Origin of the sequence: Variovorax defluvii (assembly GCF_039541515.1) — a bacterium.
Classification (GTDB): domain Bacteria; phylum Pseudomonadota; class Gammaproteobacteria; order Burkholderiales; family Burkholderiaceae_C; genus Variovorax; species Variovorax defluvii.
On record NZ_BAABGJ010000059.1, the window covers coordinates 13747 to 38153 of the forward strand.

General features: G+C 70.4%; 22 protein-coding genes and 1 tRNA gene. 19 read left to right on the forward strand and 4 right to left on the reverse strand.

Annotated features, from left to right (window positions below; genetic code table 11):
* Positions 1–36 precede the first annotated feature (36 nt).
* The 9 genes from ABEA07_RS18410 to ABEA07_RS18450 all read left to right on the forward strand — a co-directional run bounded on the left by ABEA07_RS18410 (position 37) and on the right by ABEA07_RS18450 (position 10604).
* Positions 37–879, forward strand: a complete 843-nt coding sequence (locus tag ABEA07_RS18410) for an AAA family ATPase (protein ID WP_345539654.1) — start codon at positions 37–39, stop codon at positions 877–879.
* Entirely contained in the window at positions 876–1118 is a 243-nt protein-coding gene (locus tag ABEA07_RS18415; protein ID WP_345539655.1) for a hypothetical protein, read from the forward strand. The genes ABEA07_RS18410 and ABEA07_RS18415 overlap by 4 nt, the downstream gene beginning before the upstream one ends.
* 2 nt (positions 1119–1120) lie before the next feature.
* On the forward strand, positions 1121–1732 hold the full coding sequence (locus tag ABEA07_RS18420; protein WP_345539656.1) for a GNAT family N-acetyltransferase: 612 nt from the start codon (positions 1121–1123) through the stop codon (positions 1730–1732).
* A 6-nt stretch (positions 1733–1738) separates the two neighbouring features.
* Positions 1739–2926, forward strand: a complete 1188-nt coding sequence (locus ABEA07_RS18425) for a vWA domain-containing protein (RefSeq protein WP_345539657.1) — start codon at positions 1739–1741, stop codon at positions 2924–2926.
* A 153-nt stretch (positions 2927–3079) separates the two neighbouring features.
* Positions 3080–3997, forward strand: coding sequence for a 2OG-Fe(II) oxygenase (locus ABEA07_RS18430; protein WP_345539658.1), 918 nt, complete (start codon positions 3080–3082; stop codon positions 3995–3997).
* Between the two features lie 81 nt (positions 3998–4078).
* Positions 4079–5971 carry an autotransporter assembly complex protein TamA gene (locus ABEA07_RS18435; protein ID WP_345539659.1) on the forward strand — a complete coding sequence of 631 codons (1893 nt, stop codon included), beginning with the start codon at positions 4079–4081 and terminating at the stop codon, positions 5969–5971.
* Between the two features lie 2 nt (positions 5972–5973).
* Positions 5974–10047: a translocation/assembly module TamB domain-containing protein gene (locus ABEA07_RS18440; protein ID WP_345539660.1), complete on the forward strand. Its 4074-nt coding sequence runs from the start codon at positions 5974–5976 to the stop codon at positions 10045–10047.
* Positions 10048–10082: 35 nt separating this feature from the next.
* Positions 10083–10157 (forward strand) — tRNA-Arg (locus ABEA07_RS18445).
* Between the two features lie 273 nt (positions 10158–10430).
* Positions 10431–10604, forward strand: a complete 174-nt coding sequence (locus tag ABEA07_RS18450) for a DUF1328 domain-containing protein (RefSeq protein ID WP_345539661.1) — start codon at positions 10431–10433, stop codon at positions 10602–10604.
* A gap of 57 nt (positions 10605–10661) precedes the next feature.
* Here ABEA07_RS18450 and ABEA07_RS18455 read toward each other — a convergent pair whose 3' ends face one another.
* Entirely contained in the window at positions 10662–10955 is a 294-nt protein-coding gene (locus ABEA07_RS18455) for a GYD domain-containing protein (RefSeq protein WP_345539662.1), read from the reverse strand.
* A gap of 235 nt (positions 10956–11190) precedes the next feature.
* Here ABEA07_RS18455 and ABEA07_RS18460 point away from each other — a divergent pair, with 235 nt between their 5' ends.
* The 9 genes from ABEA07_RS18460 (at position 11191) to ABEA07_RS18500 (ending at position 19813) form a co-directional block, all read left to right on the forward strand.
* Entirely contained in the window at positions 11191–12105 is a 915-nt protein-coding gene (locus ABEA07_RS18460; protein ID WP_345539663.1) for a LysR family transcriptional regulator, read from the forward strand.
* Positions 12106–12277: 172 nt separating this feature from the next.
* On the forward strand, positions 12278–13663 hold the full coding sequence (locus ABEA07_RS18465; RefSeq protein WP_345539664.1) for an SLC13 family permease: 1386 nt from the start codon (positions 12278–12280) through the stop codon (positions 13661–13663).
* Positions 13664–13706: 43 nt separating this feature from the next.
* Complete coding sequence (gene mdcA / locus ABEA07_RS18470; protein ID WP_345539665.1) at positions 13707–15389, forward strand: malonate decarboxylase subunit alpha; 1683 nt, start codon at positions 13707–13709, stop codon at positions 15387–15389.
* Positions 15390–15403: 14 nt separating this feature from the next.
* The gene (mdcC, locus tag ABEA07_RS18475) at positions 15404–15739 is read left to right on the forward strand and encodes a malonate decarboxylase acyl carrier protein (RefSeq protein WP_345539666.1); all 336 of its coding nucleotides are present in this window, start codon (positions 15404–15406) and stop codon (positions 15737–15739) included.
* Positions 15736–16656, forward strand: coding sequence for a biotin-independent malonate decarboxylase subunit beta (locus tag ABEA07_RS18480; RefSeq protein ID WP_345539667.1), 921 nt, complete (start codon positions 15736–15738; stop codon positions 16654–16656). The genes mdcC and ABEA07_RS18480 overlap by 4 nt, the downstream gene beginning before the upstream one ends.
* The gene (locus ABEA07_RS18485; protein WP_345539668.1) at positions 16638–17339 is read left to right on the forward strand and encodes a biotin-independent malonate decarboxylase subunit gamma; all 702 of its coding nucleotides are present in this window, start codon (positions 16638–16640) and stop codon (positions 17337–17339) included. Before ABEA07_RS18480 ends, ABEA07_RS18485 begins: the two co-directional genes overlap by 19 nt.
* 19 nt (positions 17340–17358) lie before the next feature.
* Complete coding sequence (gene mdcG, locus ABEA07_RS18490; RefSeq protein ID WP_345539669.1) at positions 17359–18048, forward strand: malonate decarboxylase holo-[acyl-carrier-protein] synthase; 690 nt, start codon at positions 17359–17361, stop codon at positions 18046–18048.
* Complete coding sequence (gene mdcB / locus ABEA07_RS18495; protein WP_345539670.1) at positions 18045–18908, forward strand: triphosphoribosyl-dephospho-CoA synthase MdcB; 864 nt, start codon at positions 18045–18047, stop codon at positions 18906–18908. Before mdcG ends, mdcB begins: the two co-directional genes overlap by 4 nt.
* Complete coding sequence (locus ABEA07_RS18500) at positions 18905–19813, forward strand: acyltransferase domain-containing protein (RefSeq protein WP_345539671.1); 909 nt, start codon at positions 18905–18907, stop codon at positions 19811–19813. The genes mdcB and ABEA07_RS18500 overlap by 4 nt, the downstream gene beginning before the upstream one ends.
* Before the next feature lie 6 nt (positions 19814–19819).
* On the opposite strand, the gene paoC is transcribed toward ABEA07_RS18500, so the two are convergent.
* From paoC to paoA, 3 genes are read right to left on the reverse strand one after another with little or no spacing between them, the layout of a single operon-like run.
* The gene (gene paoC, locus ABEA07_RS18505; RefSeq protein ID WP_345539672.1) at positions 19820–22030 is read right to left on the reverse strand and encodes an aldehyde oxidoreductase molybdenum-binding subunit PaoC; all 2211 of its coding nucleotides are present in this window, start codon (positions 22028–22030) and stop codon (positions 19820–19822) included.
* Between the two features lie 2 nt (positions 22031–22032).
* Positions 22033–22983, reverse strand: a complete 951-nt coding sequence (locus tag ABEA07_RS18510; protein WP_345539673.1) for an FAD binding domain-containing protein — start codon at positions 22981–22983, stop codon at positions 22033–22035.
* Entirely contained in the window at positions 22980–23633 is a 654-nt protein-coding gene (gene paoA / locus ABEA07_RS18515; RefSeq protein ID WP_345539674.1) for an aldehyde dehydrogenase iron-sulfur subunit PaoA, read from the reverse strand. The genes ABEA07_RS18510 and paoA overlap by 4 nt, the downstream gene beginning before the upstream one ends.
* A gap of 186 nt (positions 23634–23819) precedes the next feature.
* On the opposite strand from paoA, the gene ABEA07_RS18520 reads away from it, so the two are divergent.
* Positions 23820–23957: a hypothetical protein gene (locus ABEA07_RS18520; RefSeq protein WP_425584154.1), complete on the forward strand. Its 138-nt coding sequence runs from the start codon at positions 23820–23822 to the stop codon at positions 23955–23957.
* The last annotated feature ends 450 nt before the right edge of the window (positions 23958–24407 follow it).

Here is a 24407-nt window from a genome sequence, read left to right on the forward strand (position 1 = left end):
TGGGTCCCCTCATCCACCCTGCTCTAGCTCCCATCCATGAAATTCAAGGGCTCCGACAACTACGTCGCCACACAGGATCTGATGCTTGCCGTGAACGCGGCGATCACGCTCAAGCGGCCGCTGCTGGTCAAGGGCGAACCGGGCACCGGCAAGACGATGCTGGCCGAAGAGGTTGCAGGCTCGCTCGAGCTGCCGCTCCTGCAGTGGCACATCAAGTCCACCACCAAGGCGCAGCAGGGCCTCTACGAGTACGACGCGGTGAGCCGCCTGCGCGATTCGCAGCTGGGCGACGAGCGGGTCAAGGACATCCACAACTACATCGTCAAGGGCGTGTTGTGGCAGGCCTTCACGGCGGACCAGCCGGTGGCGCTGCTGATCGACGAGATCGACAAGGCGGACATCGAATTCCCGAACGACCTGTTGCGCGAACTCGACCGCATGGAGTTCTATTGCTACGAAACGCGCGAGCTGGTGCAGGCCAGGCACCGGCCGGTGGTCTTCATCACCTCCAACAACGAGAAGGAGCTGCCCGACGCCTTCCTGCGCCGCTGCTTCTTCCACTACATCAAGTTCCCCGACGCCGAGACCATGAGGAGCATCGTGGCGGTGCACTTCCCCGGCCTCAAGCAGGAACTGCTGACCGCGGCGATGAAGACCTTCTACGACGTGCGCAACCTGCCCGGCCTGAAGAAGAAACCTTCGACCTCCGAGCTGCTGGACTGGCTCAAGCTGCTGGTGGCCGAGGACATCCCGCTCGAGGCGCTCCAGAGCAAGGACGACAAGGTCGCAGTGCCGCCGCTGGTCGGTGCGCTGCTCAAGAACGAACAGGACGTGACCCTGTTCGAGAAGCTGGTCTTCATGCAGCGCCACAACCGATGAGCACGGGCCGCCCCACCACCCGCCAGTTGCTGCTGCTGGGCGTGGCGCAAGCGGTCCTGTTCGTCGTGGGTGCAGTGGTCGGCCGCTGGCTCGGCCTGGCGTTCGGCCTCGACGCCTTCGGGCCCGGCTACGGCAACGGCACTGTCTTCGGCATCCTGCTGATCGGCCTGGGCGGCGGCGCCGGCGCGCATCTCGCGCGCACGTGGTTCATGCGCAAGTACGGTTCAGCGAGGAATTGAGGATGGCGTTCGTCGAGCCTGTCACGTTGCGGTCCCGCGGGATCGCGCTGGTGCCGCTGTCGCTGGCGCACGAAGAGGGTTTGCGCAGCGCCGCGGCCGACGGCGAGCTGTGGAGGCTGCGCGTCACATCGGTGCCCGAGCCGCAGGAGACCCGCGCCTACATCGAGACCGCGCTGGCCGGCCGCGAGGCCGGCCAGCGCTTCGCCTTCGCCGTCACCGACGAAGCCACCGGCACCGTGCTCGGGTCGACCAGCTTCCACGACATCCTGCCCGCGGTGAAGCGTGTGGAGATCGGCTACACCTGGTACGCGAAGCGATGCCAGCGCACGCACGTCAACACCACCTGCAAGCTGCTCATGATGGGCCACGCCTTCGACACGCTGGGCTGCCACGTGGTGGGCTGGCGAACCGACAACTACAACCATGCCTCGCAGCGCGCCATCGAGCGCCTGGGGGCGCACAAGGACGGCGTGATCCGCGGGCATGCGCTTCGCCGCGACGGCACTATCCGCGACACCGTGATGTACAGCCTGCGCTCGGGCGAGTGGCCCGAAGTGCGGGCGCACCTGCTCTACCTGCTGGACAAGCCGCGCCCATCCCGCGGCGGGGAGTGATTCGCCATGCTGATCGACTTCTTCTACACCCTGCGCTCGGCCAAGCTGCCGGTCTCCGTCAAGGAATACCTGAGCCTGCTGGAGGCGCTGCAGGCCGACGTGGTCGGCCCCAACTCCGACGGCGCCTACGGCCTCGACGACTTCTACTACCTCTCGCGCACCGCGCTGGTGAAGGACGAGAAGCACTACGACAAGTTCGACCGCGCCTTCGCCGCCTACTTCAAGGGCGTGGAGATGCTGACCGACTTCACCAAGGAAGTGCCGCTCGACTGGCTGCGCAAGACGCTGGAGCGCGTGTTCACCGCCGAGGAAAAGGCCAAGATCGAGAAGATGGGCTGGGACGAGCTCATGGAGACGCTGAAGAAGCGCTTCGAGGAGCAGAAGGAACGCCACGAGGGCGGCAGCAAGTGGATCGGCACCGGCGGCACCTCGCCCTTCGGCCACGGCGGCTACAACCCGCAGGGCATCCGCATCGGCGGCGCGGGCAAGAACAAGAGCGCAGTCAAGGTGTGGGACCAGCGCGCCTACAAGGATTACGACGACAGCCAGGAGCTGGGCACGCGCAACATCAAGATGGCGCTGCGCAAGCTGCGCAAGTTCGCGCGCGAAGGCCACGAGGACGAGCTGGACCTCGACGAGACCATCCACAAGACCGCGGCCAACGCCGGCTACCTCGACATCAAGATGCGCCCCGAGCGGCACAACAACGTCAAGGTGCTGCTGCTGATGGACGTGGGCGGCACGATGGACGAGCACGTGCAGCGTGTCGAGGAACTGTTCTCGGCCGTCAAGACCGAGTTCAAGCACCTGGAGTTCTACTATTTCCACAACTGCGTCTACGACTTCATGTGGAAGAACAACCGCCGGCGCTTCTCCGAGAAGTTCCCGACCTGGGACATCATCCGCAAGTACAACAAGGACTACAAGCTGATCTTCGTCGGCGACGCGACGATGAGCCCCTACGAGATCCTGCAGCCCGGCGGCAGCGTCGAATACAACAACGAGGAGGCCGGCGCCGAGTGGATCCAGCGCCTGACCCACGCCTTCCCCAAGTTCGCCTGGGTCAACCCCGAGCCGCAGGGCGTCTGGCAATACCGTCAAAGTATTGCTGTCATGCAACAACTCGTATCGCATCGCATGTACCCGCTCACCCTCAAGGGTCTGGAGGACGCCATGCGCTTGCTGTCGAAGTAGGACACATCGGACGGACGCCCTAGGCCGCTGGTGATAGCTCCGACACTCCAGCTATCCCAAAAAAGTTGTCACAAAGTTGAAAGCGGGAGTTACATTTAACACCTAAGGATTCAAAAAAATCGCATTTGAGGCGAATCCGCTGGAGGTGTTGCCATGTCCGCTGTACTCACCCTGCCGCTTGACCCGCCGGTCCTGGAGCAGCCGTTGCCGCCCGCGGCACCCCAGCCGCGGTTTCCGCCCGCCAGCGATTTCGTGAGCATCCGCGGCGTGCGCCTGCCGCGCATGGAGCTGGTCGACCCATCGCTCTTCGCGCCGGAGCGCGTCGCCCAGTTGCGCGAGCAACTGATGGCCGGCCAGCCTTTCCCGCACTTGGTGCTGGACCACATCTTCCACCCCGCGCTCCTCGAACTGGTGCTCGAGGAATTCGACGCCCGTCCGGAGAACTGGACCGAGGTCAAGAGCCGATATGAATCGACCCGCCGCTCGGTGCTCGGCCCCACGCTGGCCCCGGCGACACAGCTGTACTTCGACATCATCCATTCCGGCTGGTTCATCGACTGGCTGTCCGCGCTGACCGGCGTTCCCTACCTCCTGTCCGACCCCAAACTCTTCGGCGGCGGCCTGCACGAGAGCCGCACCGGCGCGACCTTTGCCGTGCACCGCGACTTCAACCGCCACCGGCACCTGGGGCTGAAGAACGAGATGGTCTTCATCACCTATCTCAACAAGGGGTGGGACCCGTCCTGGGGTTCCGCTCTGGAACTCTGGGACAAGAAGCACGACCGCTGCGTCACCACCGTGCAGCCCGAGTTCGGCCGCACCATCCTGCTGCCGCACGGCCCCGTGAGCTACCACGGCCATACCAAGCCATTGCAGGCGCCCGACGGCCGGCCGCGCCGCTCGGTAGCGGCCTACTACTACAGCAGCCCGCTGGCCGGCAAGCAGCACGGCGACGAATCGGCATCGATCTTCATGAAGACGCACCGCGTGGATCGCGCCAAGGCCATCGCGCGCATGCTGACGCCGCCGGCGTTCTGGATGCTGGCGCGCAAGATGACGGGCCGCGCCTAGGCCAGCGGGCCGCGCCCAAGCAGGGGGACCGCGCGGCCCCCGCCTACGGGACTGCGCCGGGCGTGCTGTCAGAATGACCGCATGCTCAGGGTGCTTCGTTGGCTCGCGCCGGCTTGGATGCCGGCGTTTCTTTGTACAGGCATCCTTCTCCTGCAAGGCTGCAGCCTCCTGCCCCGCAGCGAGGCGGCGCGGGAGGACGCCGGGGCCAGCCCCGTCGTGGGCGACCGTGCGGCCGGCACCCGCGATGCTTTCACGGTGGAGGTCCAGGCACCCGACACCGTGCGCGACTACCTCGTGCGCAACCTGGAGATCCAGCGCTACCGCCAGCTTGACGACCTCGGCGCGGCCGAGCTTTCGCGCCTGATGGTGGCCGCCGAGGCCAATGCGCGCGAGCTGCTCGGCACCCTCGGCTACTTCACGCCCACACTCACCCTCGAACTGAAGGAAACGCCCGAGGGCAAGGCGCCGCGCGAGGTGCGCATCACGGTGGCGCCGGGCGAGCCGACACGCATCCGCGCGGTGGACATCGAGTTCAGCGGCCCGATCGCCGCCGACCCCGAGGCCGCCGACCAGCGCGAAGCGATCCGCCGCGACTGGCCCCTGCGCGCCGGCCGGACCTTCACCCAGACCGGCTGGGACAACGCCAAGTCGGCCGCCCTGCGCAGCCTGACGGCCAGGCGCTTCCCGACCGGCAGCGTGGCTCTGAGCCGGGCCGACATCGATGCCGACCGTGCCGAGGCCGGCCTGCGCGTGCGCTACGAATCCGGCCCGGCCTACCGCTTCGGCCCGCTGGAGGTGCGCGGCAGCGAGCGCTACGACGCCGACGGCGCGCGCCGCATCGCGCGGCTGCCGACCGGCAGCGACTACGACCAGCAGCAACTGCTCGACGCGCAGCAGCGCCTGGCCAGCAGCGGCTACTACGACTCGGTCTTCCTCACCCTCGACACCGACGCCGGCAACCCGCAGTGGGCCCCGGTGATCGCGCAGGTGCGCGAGGCGCCGCTGCAGAAGGTGGTGCTGGGCGTCGGCTTCACCACCGACAGCGGCCCGCGGCTCTCGCTGGACCACATCCACAACCGCATGCCGCTGCTGGGGTGGCGCGCAGTGTCCAAGCTCTCGGTAGACCGCGAGACCCAGTCCCTGGGCACCGAGTGGAACGGGATCCCCGACGACAAGGGCTGGCGCCGCTTCGCCTCCGGCCAGCTCAAGCGCGAGACCTCGGGCAGCTACAAGGTCGACAGCGGCCGGCTGCGCGGCGGCCTCGGCAAGACCAGCGACCACATCGACTACAACTACTTCCTGCAGTACGACTACGCGCAGAACCGCGGCTTCAACGCACCGCCCTCGGCCTCGGCGCTGTCGATCAACTGGGGCTGGACCGGGCGCTACTTCGACGACATGGGCGCGCCGACACGAGGCCATGGCGTGGCGCTGGAAGTAGGCGCGGGCTATACCTTGACCGGCGAACGCCTGCCTTTCACCCGCGTCTATGGCCGCTGGCTCGGCATCATTCCGTTGGGCCGTGCCGAGGAGGGGGACAGGGCCAGCGAAGCGCGCCGCGGGCGCCTGCAGCTGCGTGCGGAGGCCGGCGCCGTGGTCGCCCAGGACCGGGCCCAGATCCCTTCCACCCTGATGTTCCTGACCGGCGGCGACACCACCGTGCGCGGCTACGGTTACCGGCAGATCGGCACCGAGCGCGCCGACGGCCAGATCGTCGCGGGGCGCTACATGACGGTGGCCAGCGTCGAATGGCAGCAGCCCTACATCCACCAGGGCAAGCCGACCGACTGGGAAAGCGTCGTGTTCGTCGATGCGGGCGCCGTCGCGGACCGGCCAGGCGATCTCAAAACCAAGGTCGGCCTGGGCGTGGGCGCGCGCTGGCGCAGCCCGGTGGGGCCGGTGCAGGGCGACCTGGCCTACGGTGTGGACACGAAGAAGTTCAGGCTCCACCTGCGGCTCGGATTCACCTTCTGACGATGCAGCCGGACGCGCCGCCCTCCTCTTCCCCGCCCCGGCGCTCGCGGGCCCGCCGCGCCCTGCACGCGCTGGCCTGGAGCCTGCTCGGCCTGATCGTGCTGGTGGGCGTGCTCGTCGCCGGCGCCTGGTGGTGGCTGGGCACCAGCGAGTCCCTGGCTTTCGCGCTGGCCCGGGCGGCGCGCTACCTGCCGGCCGGCCAGAGCCTGGAAAGCCGCGAGGTGCGGGGCTCGATCCGCGCCGGGGGCCGCATCGGCTGGCTGCGCTGGCAGAGCGAGAGCCTGGCCGTGGAGGTGCGCGATGCCACCATCGGCTGGACGCTGCCGCCACTGCTCGAGCGCAAGGTGAAGCTGGGCGAGGTGCATGCGGCGCAGGTGCTCATCGAGCCGCGCGGGCCGAAGGAGGACAAGCCCCTCGAGCCCCTCTCCCCCATCGTGCTTCCCGTGACGGTGGAGCTGCCCTTCCGCATCGACGAATTGCAGTGGGCCGGCCCGCCCGCGCTGAAGGCCGGGAATCTGGCCGGCAGCTACCGCTACGAGGGCGACGAACACCGGCTCGTGGTCGACGGCGTGGACATTGCCGAGGGCCACTACGGCGCACGCGTCACGCTGCAGGGCCCGGCACCGATGGCCCTCGACGCCGCGCTCGAAGGCCGCATCCGCGCGCCACTGGCCGAAGACCGCGCCATCGACCTGCTGGCCCAGGCCAGCGCCAGGGGCACGCTCGCCACCACCGACGCGCGCCTGGCAGTGGAGGCCGAGGTCCGGCCCGCCGAAGCCGGCGCGGCAGACCCCATGCAAGCCCGCCTGCGCGCTCGCCTCGCCCCCTGGCTGCCGCAGCCCGTGATCGACGCCGAGGCGCGACTGCAGAACCTCGACCTGGCCTTGCTATGGCCCGAGGCCCCCGGCACGCTGTTGAGCGGTGAAATCGAGGCCGGCCCTGAGCCGGGCGCACCGGGCGCACCGGCCGGCAGCACCGTCTGGCAGGCCCGCGCCGACATCCGCAACGCGCGCCCCGGCCCCTGGGACAGCGGCCTGCTCCCCGTCGAGCAGGTGCAGGCCCGCGCCAGCTTCGACGGCAGCAGCTGGACCCTGCCCGAAGCCACCGTGCACGCCGGCGGCGGCCGCATCGACGCGCAGGGCCGCTGGAGCCCCGCCCCCGCGCCCTGGGACGTCCAGGCCACGCTGCGCGGCGTCAACCCCGGCGCCCTGCACACCGCGCTGGCCGGCCCGCCGGTCAGCGGCCGCGCCGAGGCCCGGCAGCGCGAGGACACCGTGGCCTTCGACCTGGCCCTGCAGGCCGGGCGCGGCGCCGGCCCCAAGGCGCTGCAGGGCCTGCGCCTCGACCGGGCCCTGGCCCGCGGCCAGTACCAGCTCTCGACGCAGGTGCTGGACCTGCGAACTCTCCAGGTCGCCGCCGCCAACGCCACGCTCGACGGCAAGCTGCAGGCGCGCATCGCCGACCAGGCCGGCAACGGCGAGCTGAAACTCTCGATGCCGGGGGGACAGGTGCAGCTGCAGGGCCGCGCCACACCCGCCACCGGCGGCGGCGAGATCCGCGCGCGCGTCGACGATGCCGCCGCCCTGCAGCGCTGGGTGGAAGGCCTGCCCGCGCTGTCGGCCGTGTTCGCCGGTACCAGGGCGCAAGGCAGCGCCCGGCTCGACGCCAGCTGGCAGGGCGGCTGGCAGACCCTGCAGCGGCGCCTGCGAAACCCGGGGGAGCCGGCTGCGCGCGGCCAGGCCGAGCCCACCGTCGAGGCGCTGCTCACGGTGCCGCGCCTCGCAGTCCGGCTGCCCGCGCCGGCCGAGGGCGGCGCGCCCACGGACATCCAGCTGCGCGACCTGCGCGCCGACCTCGCCGGCAGCCTGGCCCAGGCCACGCTTGCGCTCCGGGGCGAGGCCGCCACCGGCACGCAGAAGCTCACGCTGGATGCCCGCGCCAGCGGCGGAGTGGAGCGCGCCAGGCAATGGCGGGCCTCGATCGCCAGCCTGCGGGTGCAGGCCCATGACAGCACCCGCCCCGGCCCCTGGATCCTCGAGATGGAGCGCCCGCTCTCCGCCACGGTGAGGAGCGGCGATGCCGGACGCCTGGAAGTCGAGGCCTCCGCCGCCGGCGCCACGCTGCGCGGCCCGGTTCCGGGCACCGTTCGCCTCGACTGGGAGCCCCTGCGCTACAGCCACAGCGGCGCGGATGCCGCCCGCGTCTTCCGCCTGAAGTCGCAGGGCCGCCTGCGCGGCCTGCCGATGGCCTGGGCCGAGGCGCTGGGCAGCAGCGCGACCCTGAACGAGATGGGCATCAGTGGCGACCTGCAATTCGACGGCGACTGGGACATCGACGCCGGCGACACCCTGCGCGCCCGCGCCCGCCTGACGCGCGCCGCCGGCGACATCCGCGTGCAGGCCGGCGAGACCGCCCTCGTCACCCGTATCACCAGTCGTGGCACCGGCACCGCCAGCGAACGCACGATGAACGCTTCCGGCGAAGGCGCCGGTACGCCGGCGGGCCTGCGCCAGGCCGAGTTCGGCCTCGATGCCGAGGGCGACACCGTGCGCGCCACCGTGGCCTGGGACAGCGAACGCGCCGGCCAGATCCGCGCCGAGGCCAGCACCCGGGTGCAGCAGCGCGCCGGCGGCTGGCAGTGGGCAACCGATGCGCCCCTCGCCGGGAAGGTCAGCGCACGCCTGCCCAACCTCGGCGTCTGGTCCATGCTGGCGCCGCCGGGCTGGCGCATCGCCGGTACCCTGGAAGCCGACGCCACCCTTTCCGGCAACCGCGCCCTGCCCCGCTGGAACGGCACGCTGGTGGCCGACAAACTCGCGCTGCGCGCCCTGGTCGAAGGCCTGGACCTGCGCGACGGCCGCCTGCGCGCCTCGCTCACCGGCGAGCGCATCGAGATCACCGAATTCAGCCTCAAGGGCGGCACCGGCAGCGCCACCCGCATCCCGGGCCAGAGCGGCAACCTCAGCACAGCAGCCAGCGAGGCTGCGAGCGACGGCGGCAGCCTGTCGGCGCGCGGCGAGCTGAGCTGGGGCCCGGCGCCGGCCGACGGCACCGGCATCCGCCTGGCCGTGCAGACCCAGCTGCGCAAGCTGCGCGTGCTGGTGCGCGCCGACCGCCAGGTCACGCTCTCGGGCGATCTGCAGACACGCCTGGACAACGGCCGGTTCACCGTACGCGGCAACCTCCAGACCGACCGCGCCGTCATCATCCTCCCTGACGAGACCGCACCCAGCCTCGGCAGCGACGTGGTCGTGCGCTCGGCCGCCAAGGACCGCGAGGCCGCCGAAGCCGACCGGCGCCGTGCCGCCAGCGACGCGGCCGACGAAGCGTCGCGAGGGGCGCGCGCCGAGACCGCGAAGCCGCCCGACATCGCCATCGGCTTCGACCTGGGCGAGGACTTCGCCGTGCAAGGGCGCGGCATCACGACCCGGCTCGAGGGCAAGCTCGACGTCCGCAGCAACGCGCTCGACGCGCCGCCGCGCATCAGCGGCGAGGTGCGCACGGTCAAGGGCCAATACCGCGCCTACGGCCAGCGCCTCGACGTGGAGACCGGCATCGCGCGCTTCAACGGCCCCTACGACAATCCCGCGCTCGACATCCTCGCGATCCGCCCCAACATCTCGCAGCGTGCCGGCGTGCAGATCACCGGCACCGCGCAATCGCCGCGCGTGCGCCTCTACTCGGAGCCGCCCTTGTCGGATGCCGAGACCCTGTCCTGGGTGATCCTGGGCCGCGCCTCGGCCACCAGCGGCGGCGAATCGCTGCTGTTGCAGCAGGCCGCACTGGCGCTGCTGGGCAAGCTCGGCTCCGGCAGCCCGGGCGGCGGACTGGCCAGCCGCTTCGGCCTGGACGAAATCGGCTTCAAGGGCCCGGGCAATGGCGGCGACGTGCGCGAATCTGCGGTCACGTTGGGTAAGCGCCTGTCGAAGGACTTCTACGTGACTTACGAGCGCAGCCTGTCGGGCACCCTGGGCACCCTGTTCGTCTTCTACGACCTCACCCGGCGCCTCACCTTGCGCGGGCAGGCCGGGCAGCAGAGCGGCATCGACCTCATCTACACGGTGAAGTACGACTGAGGTCCACGAACTGGTAAAGTCGCGACCGCCCACCCGTCCCTGTAGTTCAATGGATAGAACGGGGTCCTCCTAAGACTCAGATACAGGTTCGATTCCTGTCGGGGGCACCATGCGCCTCTTGAGGTCATCGGCGCATCAGGCAACCACGGCATCGTGGCGCGCGAGGTCAGGTTCGATCCGAACATGCACGCTCGAAGCCCCGCGCAGCATGGCGCATGAACACGGCGCCCGCGCGAAGGCCCCGGCGGTTCCGGCGCCGGTGGCGGTGGCGGTGCGTGCTGATCACGCTGGAGCGTCGCCGCTGACGTCCCCCTGCGTTTCAGCCCTACTCCTTCACGCGCGCGAGGCACAAACAATCAGAGGCTTCAACACGGAGACTCAGCATGCTCAAGTGGGCCATCATCTTCGCCATCGTTTCGGTCATCGCCGGTGTCTTCGGCTTCACCGGCATCAGCGCCGGCGCTGCCAGCATCGCCAAGATCCTGTTCTTCATCTTCCTGGTCGTCGCGGTGATCTTCATCATCCTGGCCGTTCTCGGAATCGGTGCCGTCACATAGCGCCGACGATGGCAAGACAAAGCCGCCCCCAAGGGGCGGCATCCGGTCGCAAAAAAACTATGGAAGCTTGGCGAGGATCTGATCCATCTCGCTGCTCGGGTAAGCGCGCAGTGAATGGAATCGAACGTTGCCCTGCGTGGCGATGGCAAGGCTGAAGGCCGCCAGCGCCTGCTCATCATCCGCTTCGATGATCGACACGAGGTCGACCTCTCCCATGGTCCAGAGGATTTCCCGCATGTTGACGCCGAACTTCTTCGCGGCCTCCTTGGCTGCGGCGGCGCGCTTGGTTGTTTCTTTGATCGATTGGATACCCTTCTCGGTGAAGGTCATCAAGCCAACGTAAGTGACCATGTTCATCTCCTTCAGTTCGTCTCGGCGGCGCATGCCAACGAATCGAACGGACGACGCCGCCTCACGCCGCTCGAGTGCACAAGCAGTGAAATGATCTGCAAGTCGTAGGCAAGACCGGCGCCGTGGGAAGCGGGCCTCGCGCGCGGCGGCAAAGGACTTCGCTGGGAGATGGCGCGATGCTACGCGCTTCAACGGCCGTGGCAAGCCTTAGGATGGGCGCGCGACGGACCCCATCATGCACCTCCACGTCGACGAAGAGATCACCTTCCGCCGGCTCGAGATCCTCCTGGTCTTCATGGAGACCGGCAACCTCGCGCGCGCGGCGGAGAAGCTCGAGATCAGCGCGGTGAGCGTGCACCGCGCCCTGCATGCGCTGGAGTCGGGCATGCGCTGCGCGCTGTTCCGGCACGAGGGCCGCAACCTGCATCCGACCGAAGCGGCGCAGGCGCTGGCGGAGGTGGCGCGCGATGTGCTGCGAACGATGTCCAAGGGCATCCGTGCCACGCGCGAGATCGCCGGCTACTCGGCCGACCGCATCCGGATCGGCTCGCTCTACTCGCTGACCAGCCGCACGGTCCCGCGCCTCATCATGGGAATGAAGCTGCGCAAGCCGGAGCTGCATACCGAGCTCGTGCTCGGCTCCAATGCGCACCTGCTGCAGAAGCTGCGCGACGGCGCCCTCGATGCCGCGCTCATGGCGATTCCCGAGGACGCACCGGATGTCGAATCCGAGCCGCTGTTCCAGGACGACATCCATTTCGCCGCTCCCGTCGGCTCGCCCTACGCGGCACAGAAAGAGATCGACCTGGGCGCCTGCGCCGGCGAGCCCTTCGTGAGCCTGAGCGAGGGCTTCGTCACCTACAGCGGCTTCGTCGACACCTTCCGCATCGCCGGCTTCACGCCCAAGGTGGTGATGAAGACGGACGACATCTTCTCGCTGATGAACCTGGTGAGCGGCGGCGTCGGCTTCACGCTGCTGCCGGGCCGGGTGCGCGGCGTGATGCCGCACAACGTGCAGCTGATCCCGCTGCAGCCCCGCTACCTCATGCGCCAGACCATCGCGCTCAACTTCCTGCGCACGCGGGAGCGCGATCCCAACCTGCTCGCGCTGCTGGCGGTGTGCCGCCTGGCCAAGGCCGAATTGAGCTGAAAGGCGGCCACCGGGCGCCCGGTTTGCCCGATTGGGGTTAACCCTCGATCGTTTCGCAAGGCGTAAAGGTCCACCGGACCGCTTCATTGATCGTCCCGGACGGGTTCCGTACCGTACGAACCCAGACGCACGGTGCTCATCGGCGTCACATCGCACAACCGGAGACGCTTCGATGAGTTCCCACTGGATTTCGATCTACGTCCTGGCCGGCATGTTCGTGCTGGCCACGGTCCTGCCCATCAACATGGGCGTGATCGCTTTCGTCGGTGCCTTCCTGGTCGGCACGCTGGTCGCCGGCATGAACGCAAAGGCGATCATCGGCGGCTTCCCTGCCGACCTCTTCCTCACCCTGGCCGGCATCACCTACCTCTTCGCGCTGGCGCAGAACAACGGCACGATCGACTGGCTGGTGCGCCTCGCGGTGCGCGCGGTGCGCGGGCGCATCGCGGCCATTCCCTGGATCATGTTCTGCATCGCCGCGCTGCTCACGGCGGTGGGGGCCGTCAGCCCGGCCGCGGTGGCGATCATCGCGCCGATCGCGCTGGGCTTTGCCGCCAAGTACGGCATCAACCCGCTGCTCATGGGCCTGATGGTGGTGCACGGCGCGCAGGGCGGGGGCTTCTCGCCGATCAGCATCTACGGCGGCATCACCAACAAGATCGTCGCCCGGGCCGGCCTGCCGCTGAGCGAAACGGCGACGATGCTGGCGAGCCTGGGCGTCAACCTCTCCGTGGCGCTGCTGCTGTTCTTCCTGATGGGCGGCACCAAGCTGCTGCGCCAGAAGGCGGACGCGAACGGCGCCGTGCCGGCACCGCGCCGTGGCGCACATGCCGCCGCCTTCGCACAGGGCGGGCCCCAGGTGTTCGGCGACGCGGAGGCCGAATCCTTCGCGCAAGAGCGCCGCATCGCGGCATCCGCCGACGGATCGCTCGTGGCCGTGGCGCCGGCGATCCCCTCCGACGCCGGCGCACGCCTCTACCAGATGGCCACCGTGCTGGGCCTGCTGGCGCTGGCCGTGCTGACGCTGTTCTTCAAGCAGGACATCGGCTTCGTCTCGATCACCATCGGCCTGCTGCTGACGCTGATGGCGCCCGATCTGCAAAAGCGCGCGCTGGGCCAGGTGTCATGGCCGGAGATCATGCTGATCGTCGGTGTCAGCACCTACGTGGGCGTGCTGGAGAAAATGGGCACCATCGACTTCGTCGGCCACAGCGTGGCGGGCCTGACCTCGCCGTTGATGGCGGCCCTGCTGCTGTGCTTCGTCGGCGCCGTGGTGTCGGCCTTCGCTTCCTCGACCGCCGTGCTGGGCTCGCTGATCCCCCTGGCCGTGCCCTTCCTGCAAGGCGACAACGCCGTCGGCGCCATCGGCTTCATCGCCGCGATGGCCGTGTCCTCGACCATCGTCGACGTGAGCCCGTTCTCCACCAACGGCGCCCTGGTACTCGCCAACGCGAAGGGCGTGGACCGCAACGTGTTCTTCCGGCAGCTGATGGTGTACGGCGCCATCGTCACGCTGGTCGCGCCCGTGGTGGTGTGGCTGCTCTTCGTGTTGCTGTAGGCCGCAGCAGGCGTCCTCCGATTCGACCCACCCGATTCACTTCATGAACTCCAGCCCCTGGAACACCAAGGCCGAGGACCGCGCCGCACGCCTGGCACGCGCGGCCCGGGCACTCGGCACGCGGCTCGCCGGCAAGCGCGTCGACGCCGATGCCGTCGGCACCCTGCTCGAAGCGGTGCTCTCGCCCGGCGATCGCGTCTGCCTCGAAGGCAACAACCAGAAGCAGGCGGACTTTCTGGCGAAGGCGCTGGTCCAAGTCGACCCGCAGCGCGTGCACGGCCTGCACATGGTGCAGTCGGTGCTGGCGCTGCCGGAGCACCTGGACCTCTTCGAGAACGGCATCGCCTCCCGGCTGGACATGAGCTTCTCGGGTCCGCAGGGCGCGCGCCTGGCCAAGCTGGTGTCGGGCGGCCGCATCGAGATCGGTGCGATCCACACCTACCTCGAGCTGTTCGCACGCTACTTCGTGGACCTGACGCCCAAGGTGGCGCTGGTCGCGGCGCAGGCGGCCGATGCCGAGGGCAATCTGTTCACCGGCCCCAACACCGAGGACACGCCGGCCATCGTCGAGGCCACCGCCTTTTCCGGCGGCATCGTGATCGCGCAGGTCAACGAATGGGTGGATGGGCAGACCACGACGCTGCCGCGCGTCGACATCCCGGCTGGCTGGGTCCACTTCGTGGTCAAGGCGCCGCGGCCCAATGTCATCGAGCCGCTGTTCACCCGCGACCCGGCGCAGATCAGCGAAGTCCAGGTGCTGATGGCGATGATGGCGATCAAGGGCATCTACGCCGAGTACGGCGTGCAGCGCCTGAATCACGGCATCGGCTACGACACCGCGGCCATCGAGCTGCTGCTGCCCACCTATGCCGAATCGCTGGGCCTCAAGGGGAAGATCGGCAAGCACTGGGCGCTCAATCCGCACCCGGCGCTGATCCCGGCGATCGAGGCGGGCTGGGTCGAGTCGGTGCACTCCTTCGGCTCCGAGCTGGGCATGGAGGACTACATCCGCGCGCGCTCCGACGTGTTCTTCACCGGCCCCGACGGCAGCCTGCGCAGCAACCGCGCCTTCTGCCAGGCGGCCGGCCACTATGCCTGCGACCTGTTCATCGGCTCGACCCTGCAGATCGACCTCGACGGCAACAGCTCCACCGCGACGCTGGGCCGCATCGCCGGTTTCGGCGGCGCACCCAACATGGGCGCCGATGCCCGCGGCCGCCGCCATGCCAGCCCGGCGTGGCTGCAGGCCGGGCGCGAGGCGCGGGCCGGGCGCGGCGGCGCGGCCGGCACGCCGCGCGGGCAGAAGCTGGTGGTGCAGATGGTCGAGACCTTCCGCGAGCACATGCAGCCCGCCTTCGTCGACCGGCTCGATGCCTGGACGCTGCAGGAGCAGGCCGGCATGGCGCTGCCGCCGATCATGATCTACGGCGACGACGTGTCGCACATCCTCACCGAAGAAGGCATCGCCAACCTGCTCCTGTGCCGCAGCGATGCGGAGCGCGAGCAGGCCATCCGCGGGGTGGCCGGCTACACCGCGGTGGGCCTGGCGCGCGACCGGCGCGCGGTGGAGAACCTGCGCGACCGCGGCGTCATCCGCCGGCCGCAGGACCTGGGCATCGACCCGCGCCAGGCCACGCGCAACCTGCTGGCCGCACGCAGCATGCGCGACCTGGTCCGCGCCTCCGGCGGCCTGTACCAGCCGCCCAGGCGCTTCAGAAACTGGTAGCAGGAGATCCGACGATGAGCGACATTCCCGCAGGGCTCGAAACCCTGGACTTTTTTTTCGCCGGTGGACGGCCGGCGGGCGCCTTCGCACCGGTGCTGGTGGGCGTGGTCGGCTCCGGCAACCTCGAGGTGCTGCTGGAGCCGGCCGCCCGCGACGGCTGCGCGGTGCGCGTCGAGACCTCGGCGCGCGGCTTCGGGCCGATCTGGCAGGCCGTGATGAAGGACTTCCACGCGCGCCATCCGCTGGCCGGTGTGCGCGTCTCGATCAACGACATGGGCGCCACGCCCGCGGTCGTGAGCCTGCGGCTCGACCAGGCCGTGGCCGACGTCCGCACCGGAGCACAAGCATGATCAGCTATGCCGAATGCTCGGCCCGCGAGCGGCTCGCGCTGCTGCTGGACGGCGGGAGCTTTCATGAATGGCTGCCACCGGGCGAGCGCGTGATGAGCCCGCACCTGGCGCAGCTCGGCGTCCCGTCGGCCTTCGACGACGGCGTGGCGATCGGCCGGGCGACGCTGGCGGGCCACCCGGTGTTCGTCGCCGCGCAGGAGGGCGCGTTCATGGGCGGCGGCGTCGGCGAGGTGCATGGCGCCAAGCTGGTCGGTCTGCTGCAGCGGGCGCTGCGCGACAGGCCGGCGGCCGTGCTGCTGCTGGCCGAGTCGGGCGGCGTGCGCTTGCACGAGGCCAATGCCGGCCTGATCGCCGTGTCCGAAGTGATGCGCGCGCTGCTCGACGTGCGCGCCGCGGGCGTCCCGGTGATCGTGCTGATCGGCGGCGCCAACGGCTGCTTCGGCGGCATGGGCATCGTGGCGCGCTGTGCCGACTTCATCGTCTGCAGCGACGTCGGCCGGCTCGCGATGTCGGGCCCCGAGGTGATCGAAGCCTCGCACGGCGTGGAGGAATTCGACTCGCGCGACCGGGCCCTGGTGTGGCGCACGACCGGCGGCAAGCACCGCTGGCTGACGGGCGACTGCGATGCGCTGGTCGAGGACGATGTCGCGGCCTTTCGCGCCGCCGCCATCGCGGCGATCGGCGCGTCACGGCCCCTGACCCTCGCCGGCCTGGAAGAGGAGCACGCGCTGCTCGCGGCGCGCCTGCGCATGCTGCCGGCCGACAGCGAAGGCCGGGACGAAGCGGCGCTGCTGTGGCGCGCGCTCGGCATCGACGATGCGGCGCGTGTCCCGGAGCTGTCGGTGGACGCCGTGCGCGCCCTGCGCCCCCAACGCCAGGTCACCGGCAGGAGTTCGAGATGCAATGGAATTCGCTAGTCACCCAGCTCTTCGGCCCTTACCACGGCATGCGCGCGGCCGATGACTTCCTGCAGGGCGAAGTGATGTTCGACGGTGAGCCGCTCACGGTGATCGGTACCACGAACCATGCGCCGATCGGCGTTCGGCTCGCGCTGGCGCAGGCCCGCGTGGTGCTCGACACCCTCCACCGGCACCCGGGCCGGCCCATCCTGCTGCTGATCGACACGCAGGGGCAGCAGCTGCGCCGGCGCGACGAACTGCTGGGCATCAATCGCGCGATGGCCCACCTCGGCGCCAGCATCGACCTGGCGCGCCGACGCGGCCACCGCGTGATCGGGCTGGTGTACGACCAGGCGCTGTCCGGCGGCTTCATCACCTCGGGGCTGATCGCCGATGCCTGCGACGCGCTGCCGGAGGCGGAGATCCGCGTCATGCGCATTCCCGCCATGGCGCGCGTGACCAAGCTGCCGGAGGACAAGCTCAGCGCGCTGTCGGCATCCAACCCGGTGTTCGCACCGGGTGTGCGGAACTACGTGGCCATGGGCGGTGTGCGCGCGCTGTGGCGCGGTGACCTGCAGGCCTGCCTGCGCGAGGCGCTGGCCCACACGCCGACGGAGGACCGGCGTGCGCAGGACGGCGCCGAACGCGGCGGACGCCGGATGGCGGCCGCCGTCGTGCAACGCGTTCTGGATGCGGCCTGAACGGCGAGGGAACACGGACATGCACCGCCTGCGTCGCCACCAGCTCGTCCGCCTCACCGATGCGGGCTGGCGCACGGTCCTGCAGCGTCCCTGGGACGCGCAGGCCGCCGACTGCCTGTCTTACTGGGCGGCCCACCGCCTGCCGCTGGTCGTGACGCGCCAGCCGGGCGAAGCGGCCTGCGACGACGCCATCGCACTCGGTCTGCCCGCACCGGCGCGGTGGGACCGGCGCCGCCTGTCGCTGCGCGTGCCGCGTACGGCGGTCCTCTACGTCGATGCCTTCCCGCGCCTGGCCGAAGTGCTCGGCCTGCTCCCGCGATCGGCGGCACGGCCGGTGCGCGCACTGGCCGCGGCATTGCAGTGCTTGCGGGCGAACGTGCGCGTGTTCGGCAGTCACGGGTGGCAGCAGATGACCGGCCTGCGCTACGTGCGGCCCGAGTCCGACCTCGACCTGTGGATCGGCATCGACGACGCGGCGCGGGCCGACGAGATCGCCGAGCCGCTGCAGGCCTTCGATGCCGCCAAGCCGCGGCTGGACGGCGAGTTCATGTTCCCCGACGGTGCCGCCGTGGCGTGGCGCGAGTGGGCCGCGTGGCGAGCCGGGCGCACGCGCAGCCTGCTCGTCAAACGCCTCGACGGCGTGGCCTTGCACCACGACCTCGGCTGGTGCGGGCTGCGCACCAGCGCCGTCGCGGAGATGCCGGCATGAGGACGGCGGCCCTTCGGGCGCCTGCGCCCTCCGGCCTCACGCCGGCCGCCATCGGCCGCGCCGCCACCCTCGCGCTGCACGACGAACTCTCGCTCACCCCCAAGCCGGGCCTGGTGACCTTGATCGACGCGGGCAGCCACGAGGACATGGATGCCCACACCTTCCTGCGCAGCCTGTTCTCGCTGCGCCGCTACTTCGCCCGGATCGCAGAGGCCGGCGAACGCGGCGCGGACTTCGCCCTGCTCGAGCAATGCGGCATCGCGGCCGAGGCCCGCATGCTCGCGGCCACCGGCGGCGTCAACACGCACCGCGGTGCGATCTTCATGCTCGGCCTGTTGTGCGCCGCGGCGGGCGCAGTGTGCCGGGAGCGCGGCACCGCACCACAGCCGCAGCGACTGCGCGATGCCCTGCGCCGGCACTGGGGCGAGGCGCTGGCCGCGCGCAGCCTTCGCCCACCGCGCCTTCCCGGCGGCATCGCAGCGCGCCGGCACGGCCTGCGCGGCGCCTCCGAAGAAGCGGCAGGGGCCTTCCCCATCCTGTTCGAGACGGCCGTGCCGGCCTTGACCCAGGCCCTGGCCCGCGGCCTGACGCCCACGCAGGCCCGGCTCGACACCCTGTTCCACATCATCGCGGTGCTGGACGACAGCAACCTCGCGCATCGCGGCGGGCTCGACGGCCTGCGCTGGGCCCAGCGCACCGCGCGAGCCTTTCTGGATCGCGGCGGCATCGCACGGCCCGAGGGGCTGCGGGAAGCCCACGCCATTTCCGAGGACTTCGTGCGCCGGCGCCTGTCGCCCGGTGGCGCGGCCGACACGCTCGCCGCCGCCTGCTGGGTGCGGCGCGTCAGCGCGGGCGCATGAGCTTCGCCCTGCTTTTTTCCGGCCAGGGCACGCAACATCCCGCGATGCTGCCCTGGCTGGCCGAGGACGAACGGGTACGCGCCACGTGCGAGCGCCTGCGCATCGGCGACTGGCGCCAGGCGCTCGCCGACCCGGCATGGGCCGAGCGCAACGACAACGCCCAGACGCTGCTGACCGGCCTGGCCCTGGCGGCCTGGGCCCAGCTCGCGCCGCTCACCGCAGCGCCGGCCGCCATCGCCGGCTACAGCGTCGGCGAACTCGCCGCCTTCAGCGCGGCCGGCGTGATCGAGCCCGACACCGCCGCGGCGCTGGCGGCGCGGCGGGCCGAGGCCATGGACCGATGCGCCGCGCGCACGCCCGGCGGGTTGCTGGCCGTCAGCGGGCTGCCTGCATCGCGGCTGGAGCCCCTGTGCGCCGAGGCCGGTGTGGCCCTCGCGATCCGCAACGCGGACGACAGCGTGATCCTCGGTGGCCCGCTCGCCGCGGTGGAGCGGGCGGAACGCGCGGCCCGGCAGGCCGGCGCGCAGTGCACGCGGCTGCGCGTCCGGGTGGCCTCGCACACGCCCTGGATGCGCGAGGCCGCCGAGAGCTTCGCGCAGACGCTCGCGCAGGTGCCCTTCCACCCCCCGCGCGTGCGGCTGTTCGGCAACGCGCACGACCGCATCCGCGATGCCGCCACGGCCCGGGCCGCGCTGGCCGCGCAGATCGCCGCCACGGTCCGCTGGGACGAATGCATGGAGAACATCCAGGCGCGCCAGGTGCGTTGCGTCCTGGAAATGGGCCCGGGCCAGGCGCTGGCCCGCATGTGGAACCAGCGCTGCCCGAGCGTGCCCGCGCGTGCCTGCGACGACTTCCGCAGCGCCGCCGCCATTGCCGCCTGGCTCGACAGCCATGCGGACCGGTGAAGCGGCTCACGCCAGCGGCGGCAATCGGTCCAGCAGCTTGTCCAGCGTGATCGGGTAGTTGCGCACGCGCACCCCCGTCGCGTTGTAGACGGCATTGGCCACCGCGGCGCCCACGCCGCAGATGCCGAGTTCGCCCACCCCCTTCGCCTTCATCGGCGAAGAGATCGGGTCCGTCTCGTCCAGGAAGATCACCTCCTGGTGCGGAATGTCGGCATGCACCGGCACCTCGTAGCCGGCCAGGTCGTGGTTGACGAAGAAGCCATGCCGCTTGTCCAGCGCCAGCTCTTCCATCAGCGCGGCGCCGACGCCCATCGTCATCGCGCCGATCACCTGGCTGCGGGCCGCCTTCGGATTGAGGATGCGCCCCGCCGCGCAGACCGCCAGCATGCGGCGCACGCGGATCTCGCCGGTGGTCGCGTCGACGCCGACTTCCACGAAGTGCGCGCCGAAGGTGGACTGCTGGTACTTCTTGTCCAGATCGCCGTACTCGATCCAGTCCTCCGCCACCAGGCCGCCCGCACCGGCCGCCTGCCCCAGCGGCATCGAGCGCCCGCCGGCACGCACCATGCCGTCGGAAAACTCGGCGTCGGCCGCCGCGACGCCGAGCTTGCGCGCCACCGCTTCGCGCAGCTTCATGCAGGCAGCGAAGACACCCGAGGTCGAGTTGTTGGCCCCCCACTGCCCGCCCGAGCCGCACGACACGGGATAGGCCGAGTCCCCCAGCCGCACGCTCACCTTGTCGAGCGACACGCCCATCGTCTCGGCGGCGGTCTGCGCGATGATGGTGTACGAGCCCGTGCCGATGTCGGTCATGTCGGTCTCCACCGTCACCCGGCCCTGGTTGTCCAGCCTCACGCGCGCGGCCGACTTCGTCAGGAGGTTGTTGCGGAAGGCGGCCGCCATGCCCAGACCCACCAGCCAGCGGCCTTCGCGCTGCTGCGCCGGTGTCGCCTTGCGCTGGCTCCAGCCGAAGCGTTCCGCACCCGTGCGCATGCACTCGATCAGCCTGCGCTGAGAGAACGGGCGCTGCGGCTTTTCCGGGTCGACCTGCGTGTCGTTCAGCGCCCTGAACTCGATCGGGTCGAGGCCGAGCTTCTCCGCCATCTCGTCCATCGCGATCTCCAGCGCCATCAAGCCCGGTGCCTCGCCGGGCGCCCGCATGGCATTGCCCTCGGGAAGGTCCAGCACCGCGAGCCGCGTGGTCGTCAGGCGGTTCGCGCCCGCATACATCAGCCGCGTCTGGTTGACCGCCGTTTCCGGCTGCCCGTTCGGCAGGTCACCGGACCAGCCCTCATGAGCGATGGCCGTGATCTTCCCGTCCCGCGTCGCGCCCAAGCGGATGCGCTGGACGGTCGCCGGCCGGTGCGTGGTGTTGTTCATGATCAAGGGCCGCTGCAGCGCCACTTTCACCGGCCGCCGCGCCGCGCGCGCGCCCAGCGCGGCCAGCAGCGCGTCCGCGCGGACGAACAGCTTGCCGCCGAAGCCGCCGCCGATGAAGGGCGAGACCAGGCGCACGTTCGCCTTCGGAATGCCGAGCGTCTTGGCCACGTCGCCGGCGCCCCAGGCGATCATCTGGTTGGAGGTCCAGATCGTCAGCTTCTGGCCGCTCCATGCCGCGATGGAGGCATGCGGCTCCATCATCGCGTGCGACTCGTCGGGCGTCGTGTAGCGCGCATCCACCTGCACGGGCGCCGCGGCGAACGCGCCCGCGAAGTCGCCCGCCTTCGTTTCCGGCGGACCGGTGAATTCGGTGGCCTTCGGCATCTGCGCCGAGTCCATCTCCGCGGCCAGGTCGAAGCGGCCCGGCGCGCGCGTGTACTCGATGCGCACCAGCTGCGCCGCCGCGCGCGCCTGCTCGAAGGTGTTGGCCACGACCAGCGCGACCGCCTGGTGGTAATGGTCGATCTCCGGTCCCCCCAGCAGCCTGGCGGTGTTGAAGTCGCCCTTGCCCAGCTTGCCGGCATTGCGCGCGGTGACGATCGCCAGCACGCCGGGCGATGCGCTCGCGGCGCTCAGGTCCATCGACGCGATGCGCCCCTTGGCGATGCCGGCCCCGACCACGTAGCCGTAGGCGGCGCGCGGCAGCTCGGGGTTGCGCTCGTAGGCATAGCGCGCCGTGCCGGTGGTCTTGGCCGGGCCGTCGATGCGGTCCGTCGGCTTGCCGACGACCTTCAGCTGGTCGATGGGGTTGGTCGTGGCGGGTGTGTCGAACTTCATGGTCAGCTCCTCCCTTGCTCGATGGCGGCGGCCAGCACGCGTTCGGCCAGCGGCAGCTTGAAGGCGTTCTCGTGGGTCGGCTGAGCCTGCGCGAACAGCTGCGACGCGACGGCCCGGGCCCCTTGCGGCATGGCGGCTTCCGCGGCCTCGATGCGCCAGGGCTTGTGCGCCACGCCGCCGAAGGCCGCGCGGCCCGATCCGTCCCGCTGCACGATGGCCGCGACGGACACGAGCGCGAAGGCGTAGGACGCGCGGTCGCGCACCTTGCGGTAGACGTGCGTGCCGCCGACCGGCCGCGGCAGCGTCACCCCGGTGATGAGCTCGTCCCGCTCCAGCACGGTGTCGATGTGGGGGGTGTCGCCGGGCAGCCGGTGGAAGTCCGCGATCGGGATCACGCGGGTGCGCCCGTCGGGGCGCACCGTCTCGACGGACGCGTCCAGCACGCGCATGGCCACCGCCATGTCGCTCGGGTGGGTGGCGATGCAGGCGCTGCTGGCGCCGACCACCGCAAGCTGCCGCGTCACGCCCCCGCTGGCGCTGCAGCCGCTGCCGGGCCGGCGCTTGTTGCACGGCTGGTCCGTGTCGTAGAAGTAGGGGCAGCGCGTGCGCTGCAGCAGGTTGCCCGCCGTGGTCGCCTTGTTGCGCAGCTGCCCGGAGGCACCTGCCAGCAGCGCGCGCGACAGCACGCCGTAGTCGCGCCGCACGCGCTCGTCGGCGGCCAGGTCGGTGTTGCGCACCAGGGCGCCGATGCGCAGGCCGCCTTCGGGCAGCGCTTCGATCCGGTCCAGCGCCAGGCCGTTCACGTCGACCAGGTGCGCCGGCGCCTCAATCTGCAGCTTCATCAGGTCGAGCAAGTTGGTGCCGCCGGCGATGAACTTCGCGCCCGGCTGACGGGCCACCGCGGCTGCGGCCTGCGCGGGCGACTGCGCGCGCTCGTAGGTGAAGGGCTTCATGACCGGCTCCCCGCCACCTCGGTGATGGCCTCGACGATGTTGGAGTACGCGCCGCAGCGGCAGATGTTGCCGCTCATGCGCTCGCGCAGCTCCTCGGCGGACAGCAGCGGGCGCGCGTTCAGGTCGGTGCTCACGTGGCTGGGGATGCCGCGCTGGATCTCGTCGAGCATGCCCACGGCCGAACAGATCTGGCCGGGCGTGCAGTAGCCGCACTGGTAGCCGTCGTGCTTGACGAAGGCGGCCTGCAGCGGGTGCATGCGCTGCGGTGTGCCCAGGCCCTCGATGGTCGTGACCTGCGCGCCCTCGTGCATGACGGCCAGCGTCAGGCAGGCATTGATGCGGCGGCCATCCGCGATCACCGTGCAGGCGCCGCACTGGCCGTGGTCGCAGCCCTTCTTGGTGCCGGTCAGGTTCAGGTGCTCGCGCAGCGCGTCGAGCAGGGTCGTGCGGGTATCGAGTTCGAGCGCGTGGGCCTGGCCGTTGACGGTCAGCGAGAGCTTCATCCGGGGGATGGCGGCATCCGACGGCACGGCCGGGGCGGGCGCGGGCGCCGCGGATGCGGAAGGCGACACCGCCGCCGCGGCAGCGGCACCGGCGCCGGCGATGAGGGCATCGCGTCGCGAGATCAAGGGGGTGGTGGAACTGTCCATCGGGGGGGCTCCTGTCGTGGTCGGTGCGGGGGATTCTTCGGGTATCGCGTGGCCCCAGTCGCGAAAGGGCCAAAGGCGCACTGGGCACCAAGCGGGCGCCGGCCGATGTCGGAATGAGAGCGCATGTCTTGAAAGAAGAAGGCGCATGCGGCCCGCGCCGTTGCACCAGATCCCGAAAGGCCCAACATGGACCGTGCGGACATCTTCCGCGAAGTCTTCAAGACGTTCATTCAGGTGCAAGCCGCCAAGCGGCTGATTGCGCTGGGTGGATCGACGCCCGACATGAAGCCTGTTCGACGTCGTCGTGAGGAGTCCGCTTCGTGAGCGGCGTGCTGATCGACTCATCGTCCTGGATCAATCATTTGAAGGTGGCTGTCCCTGTGCGAATGGCGCACACATGGCAACAAGTGGAATATCGATGTTGGGCCCCGAGAACCATGGCGCGATGTTGTGTGATGCCACACGTGGCGCAAGACGTCCCAGCGCTTGCGGCTTCGGCCTCATGACCGTATAGTCGCGCCGCCCCCGCGCACCGCCTGGTGCGGGAGCCTCGACAACAAGCAGGCGTTCCCGGAAAGCTGTCACACATGAGAAGTCCTTCGCGGCGCGCGCCGCTGCGGGCGTTGATCGCCCGCGTCTCGTCTCTCTTCGGCTCGAGCGGTCGCTCGAAGCGGTCCAGCCCCATCTCGACCCCTCGCCGCGCCCGCTCTCCAGAGCTTGCACGGGGATCTCCCGCACGCCACCGGAAGGCCAGCGCGCCGCCCGCGCCGCCGA

Bases quoted from the DNA above. Each gene is read 5' to 3' on its own strand.
- ABEA07_RS18465 (WP_345539664.1), top strand. From the start codon at position 12,278: ATGAGTTCCCACTGGATTTCGATCTACGTCCTGGCCGGCATGTTCGTG.
- paoC (WP_345539672.1), bottom strand. From the start codon at position 22,030: ATGAAGTTCGACACACCCGCCACGACCAACCCCATCGACCAGCTGAAG.
- ABEA07_RS18500 (WP_345539671.1), top strand. From the start codon at position 18,905: ATGAGCTTCGCCCTGCTTTTTTCCGGCCAGGGCACGCAACATCCCGCG.
- ABEA07_RS18450 (WP_345539661.1), top strand. From the start codon at position 10,431: ATGCTCAAGTGGGCCATCATCTTCGCCATCGTTTCGGTCATCGCCGGT.
- ABEA07_RS18510 (WP_345539673.1), bottom strand. From the start codon at position 22,983: ATGAAGCCCTTCACCTACGAGCGCGCGCAGTCGCCCGCGCAGGCCGCA.
- ABEA07_RS18415 (WP_345539655.1), top strand. From the start codon at position 876: ATGAGCACGGGCCGCCCCACCACCCGCCAGTTGCTGCTGCTGGGCGTG.
- ABEA07_RS18420 (WP_345539656.1), top strand. From the start codon at position 1,121: ATGGCGTTCGTCGAGCCTGTCACGTTGCGGTCCCGCGGGATCGCGCTG.
- ABEA07_RS18485 (WP_345539668.1), top strand. From the start codon at position 16,638: ATGCAATGGAATTCGCTAGTCACCCAGCTCTTCGGCCCTTACCACGGC.
- ABEA07_RS18430 (WP_345539658.1), top strand. From the start codon at position 3,080: ATGTCCGCTGTACTCACCCTGCCGCTTGACCCGCCGGTCCTGGAGCAG.
- paoA (WP_345539674.1), bottom strand. From the start codon at position 23,633: ATGGACAGTTCCACCACCCCCTTGATCTCGCGACGCGATGCCCTCATC.
- ABEA07_RS18435 (WP_345539659.1), top strand. From the start codon at position 4,079: ATGCTCAGGGTGCTTCGTTGGCTCGCGCCGGCTTGGATGCCGGCGTTT.
- ABEA07_RS18460 (WP_345539663.1), top strand. From the start codon at position 11,191: ATGCACCTCCACGTCGACGAAGAGATCACCTTCCGCCGGCTCGAGATC.
- mdcC (WP_345539666.1), top strand. From the start codon at position 15,404: ATGAGCGACATTCCCGCAGGGCTCGAAACCCTGGACTTTTTTTTCGCC.
- mdcB (WP_345539670.1), top strand. From the start codon at position 18,045: ATGAGGACGGCGGCCCTTCGGGCGCCTGCGCCCTCCGGCCTCACGCCG.
- ABEA07_RS18455 (WP_345539662.1), bottom strand. From the start codon at position 10,955: ATGGTCACTTACGTTGGCTTGATGACCTTCACCGAGAAGGGTATCCAA.
- ABEA07_RS18425 (WP_345539657.1), top strand. From the start codon at position 1,739: ATGCTGATCGACTTCTTCTACACCCTGCGCTCGGCCAAGCTGCCGGTC.
- ABEA07_RS18410 (WP_345539654.1), top strand. From the start codon at position 37: ATGAAATTCAAGGGCTCCGACAACTACGTCGCCACACAGGATCTGATG.
- mdcG (WP_345539669.1), top strand. From the start codon at position 17,359: ATGCACCGCCTGCGTCGCCACCAGCTCGTCCGCCTCACCGATGCGGGC.
- mdcA (WP_345539665.1), top strand. From the start codon at position 13,707: ATGAACTCCAGCCCCTGGAACACCAAGGCCGAGGACCGCGCCGCACGC.
- ABEA07_RS18480 (WP_345539667.1), top strand. From the start codon at position 15,736: ATGATCAGCTATGCCGAATGCTCGGCCCGCGAGCGGCTCGCGCTGCTG.
- ABEA07_RS18440 (WP_345539660.1), top strand. From the start codon at position 5,974: ATGCAGCCGGACGCGCCGCCCTCCTCTTCCCCGCCCCGGCGCTCGCGG.
- ABEA07_RS18520 (WP_425584154.1), top strand. From the start codon at position 23,820: ATGGACCGTGCGGACATCTTCCGCGAAGTCTTCAAGACGTTCATTCAG.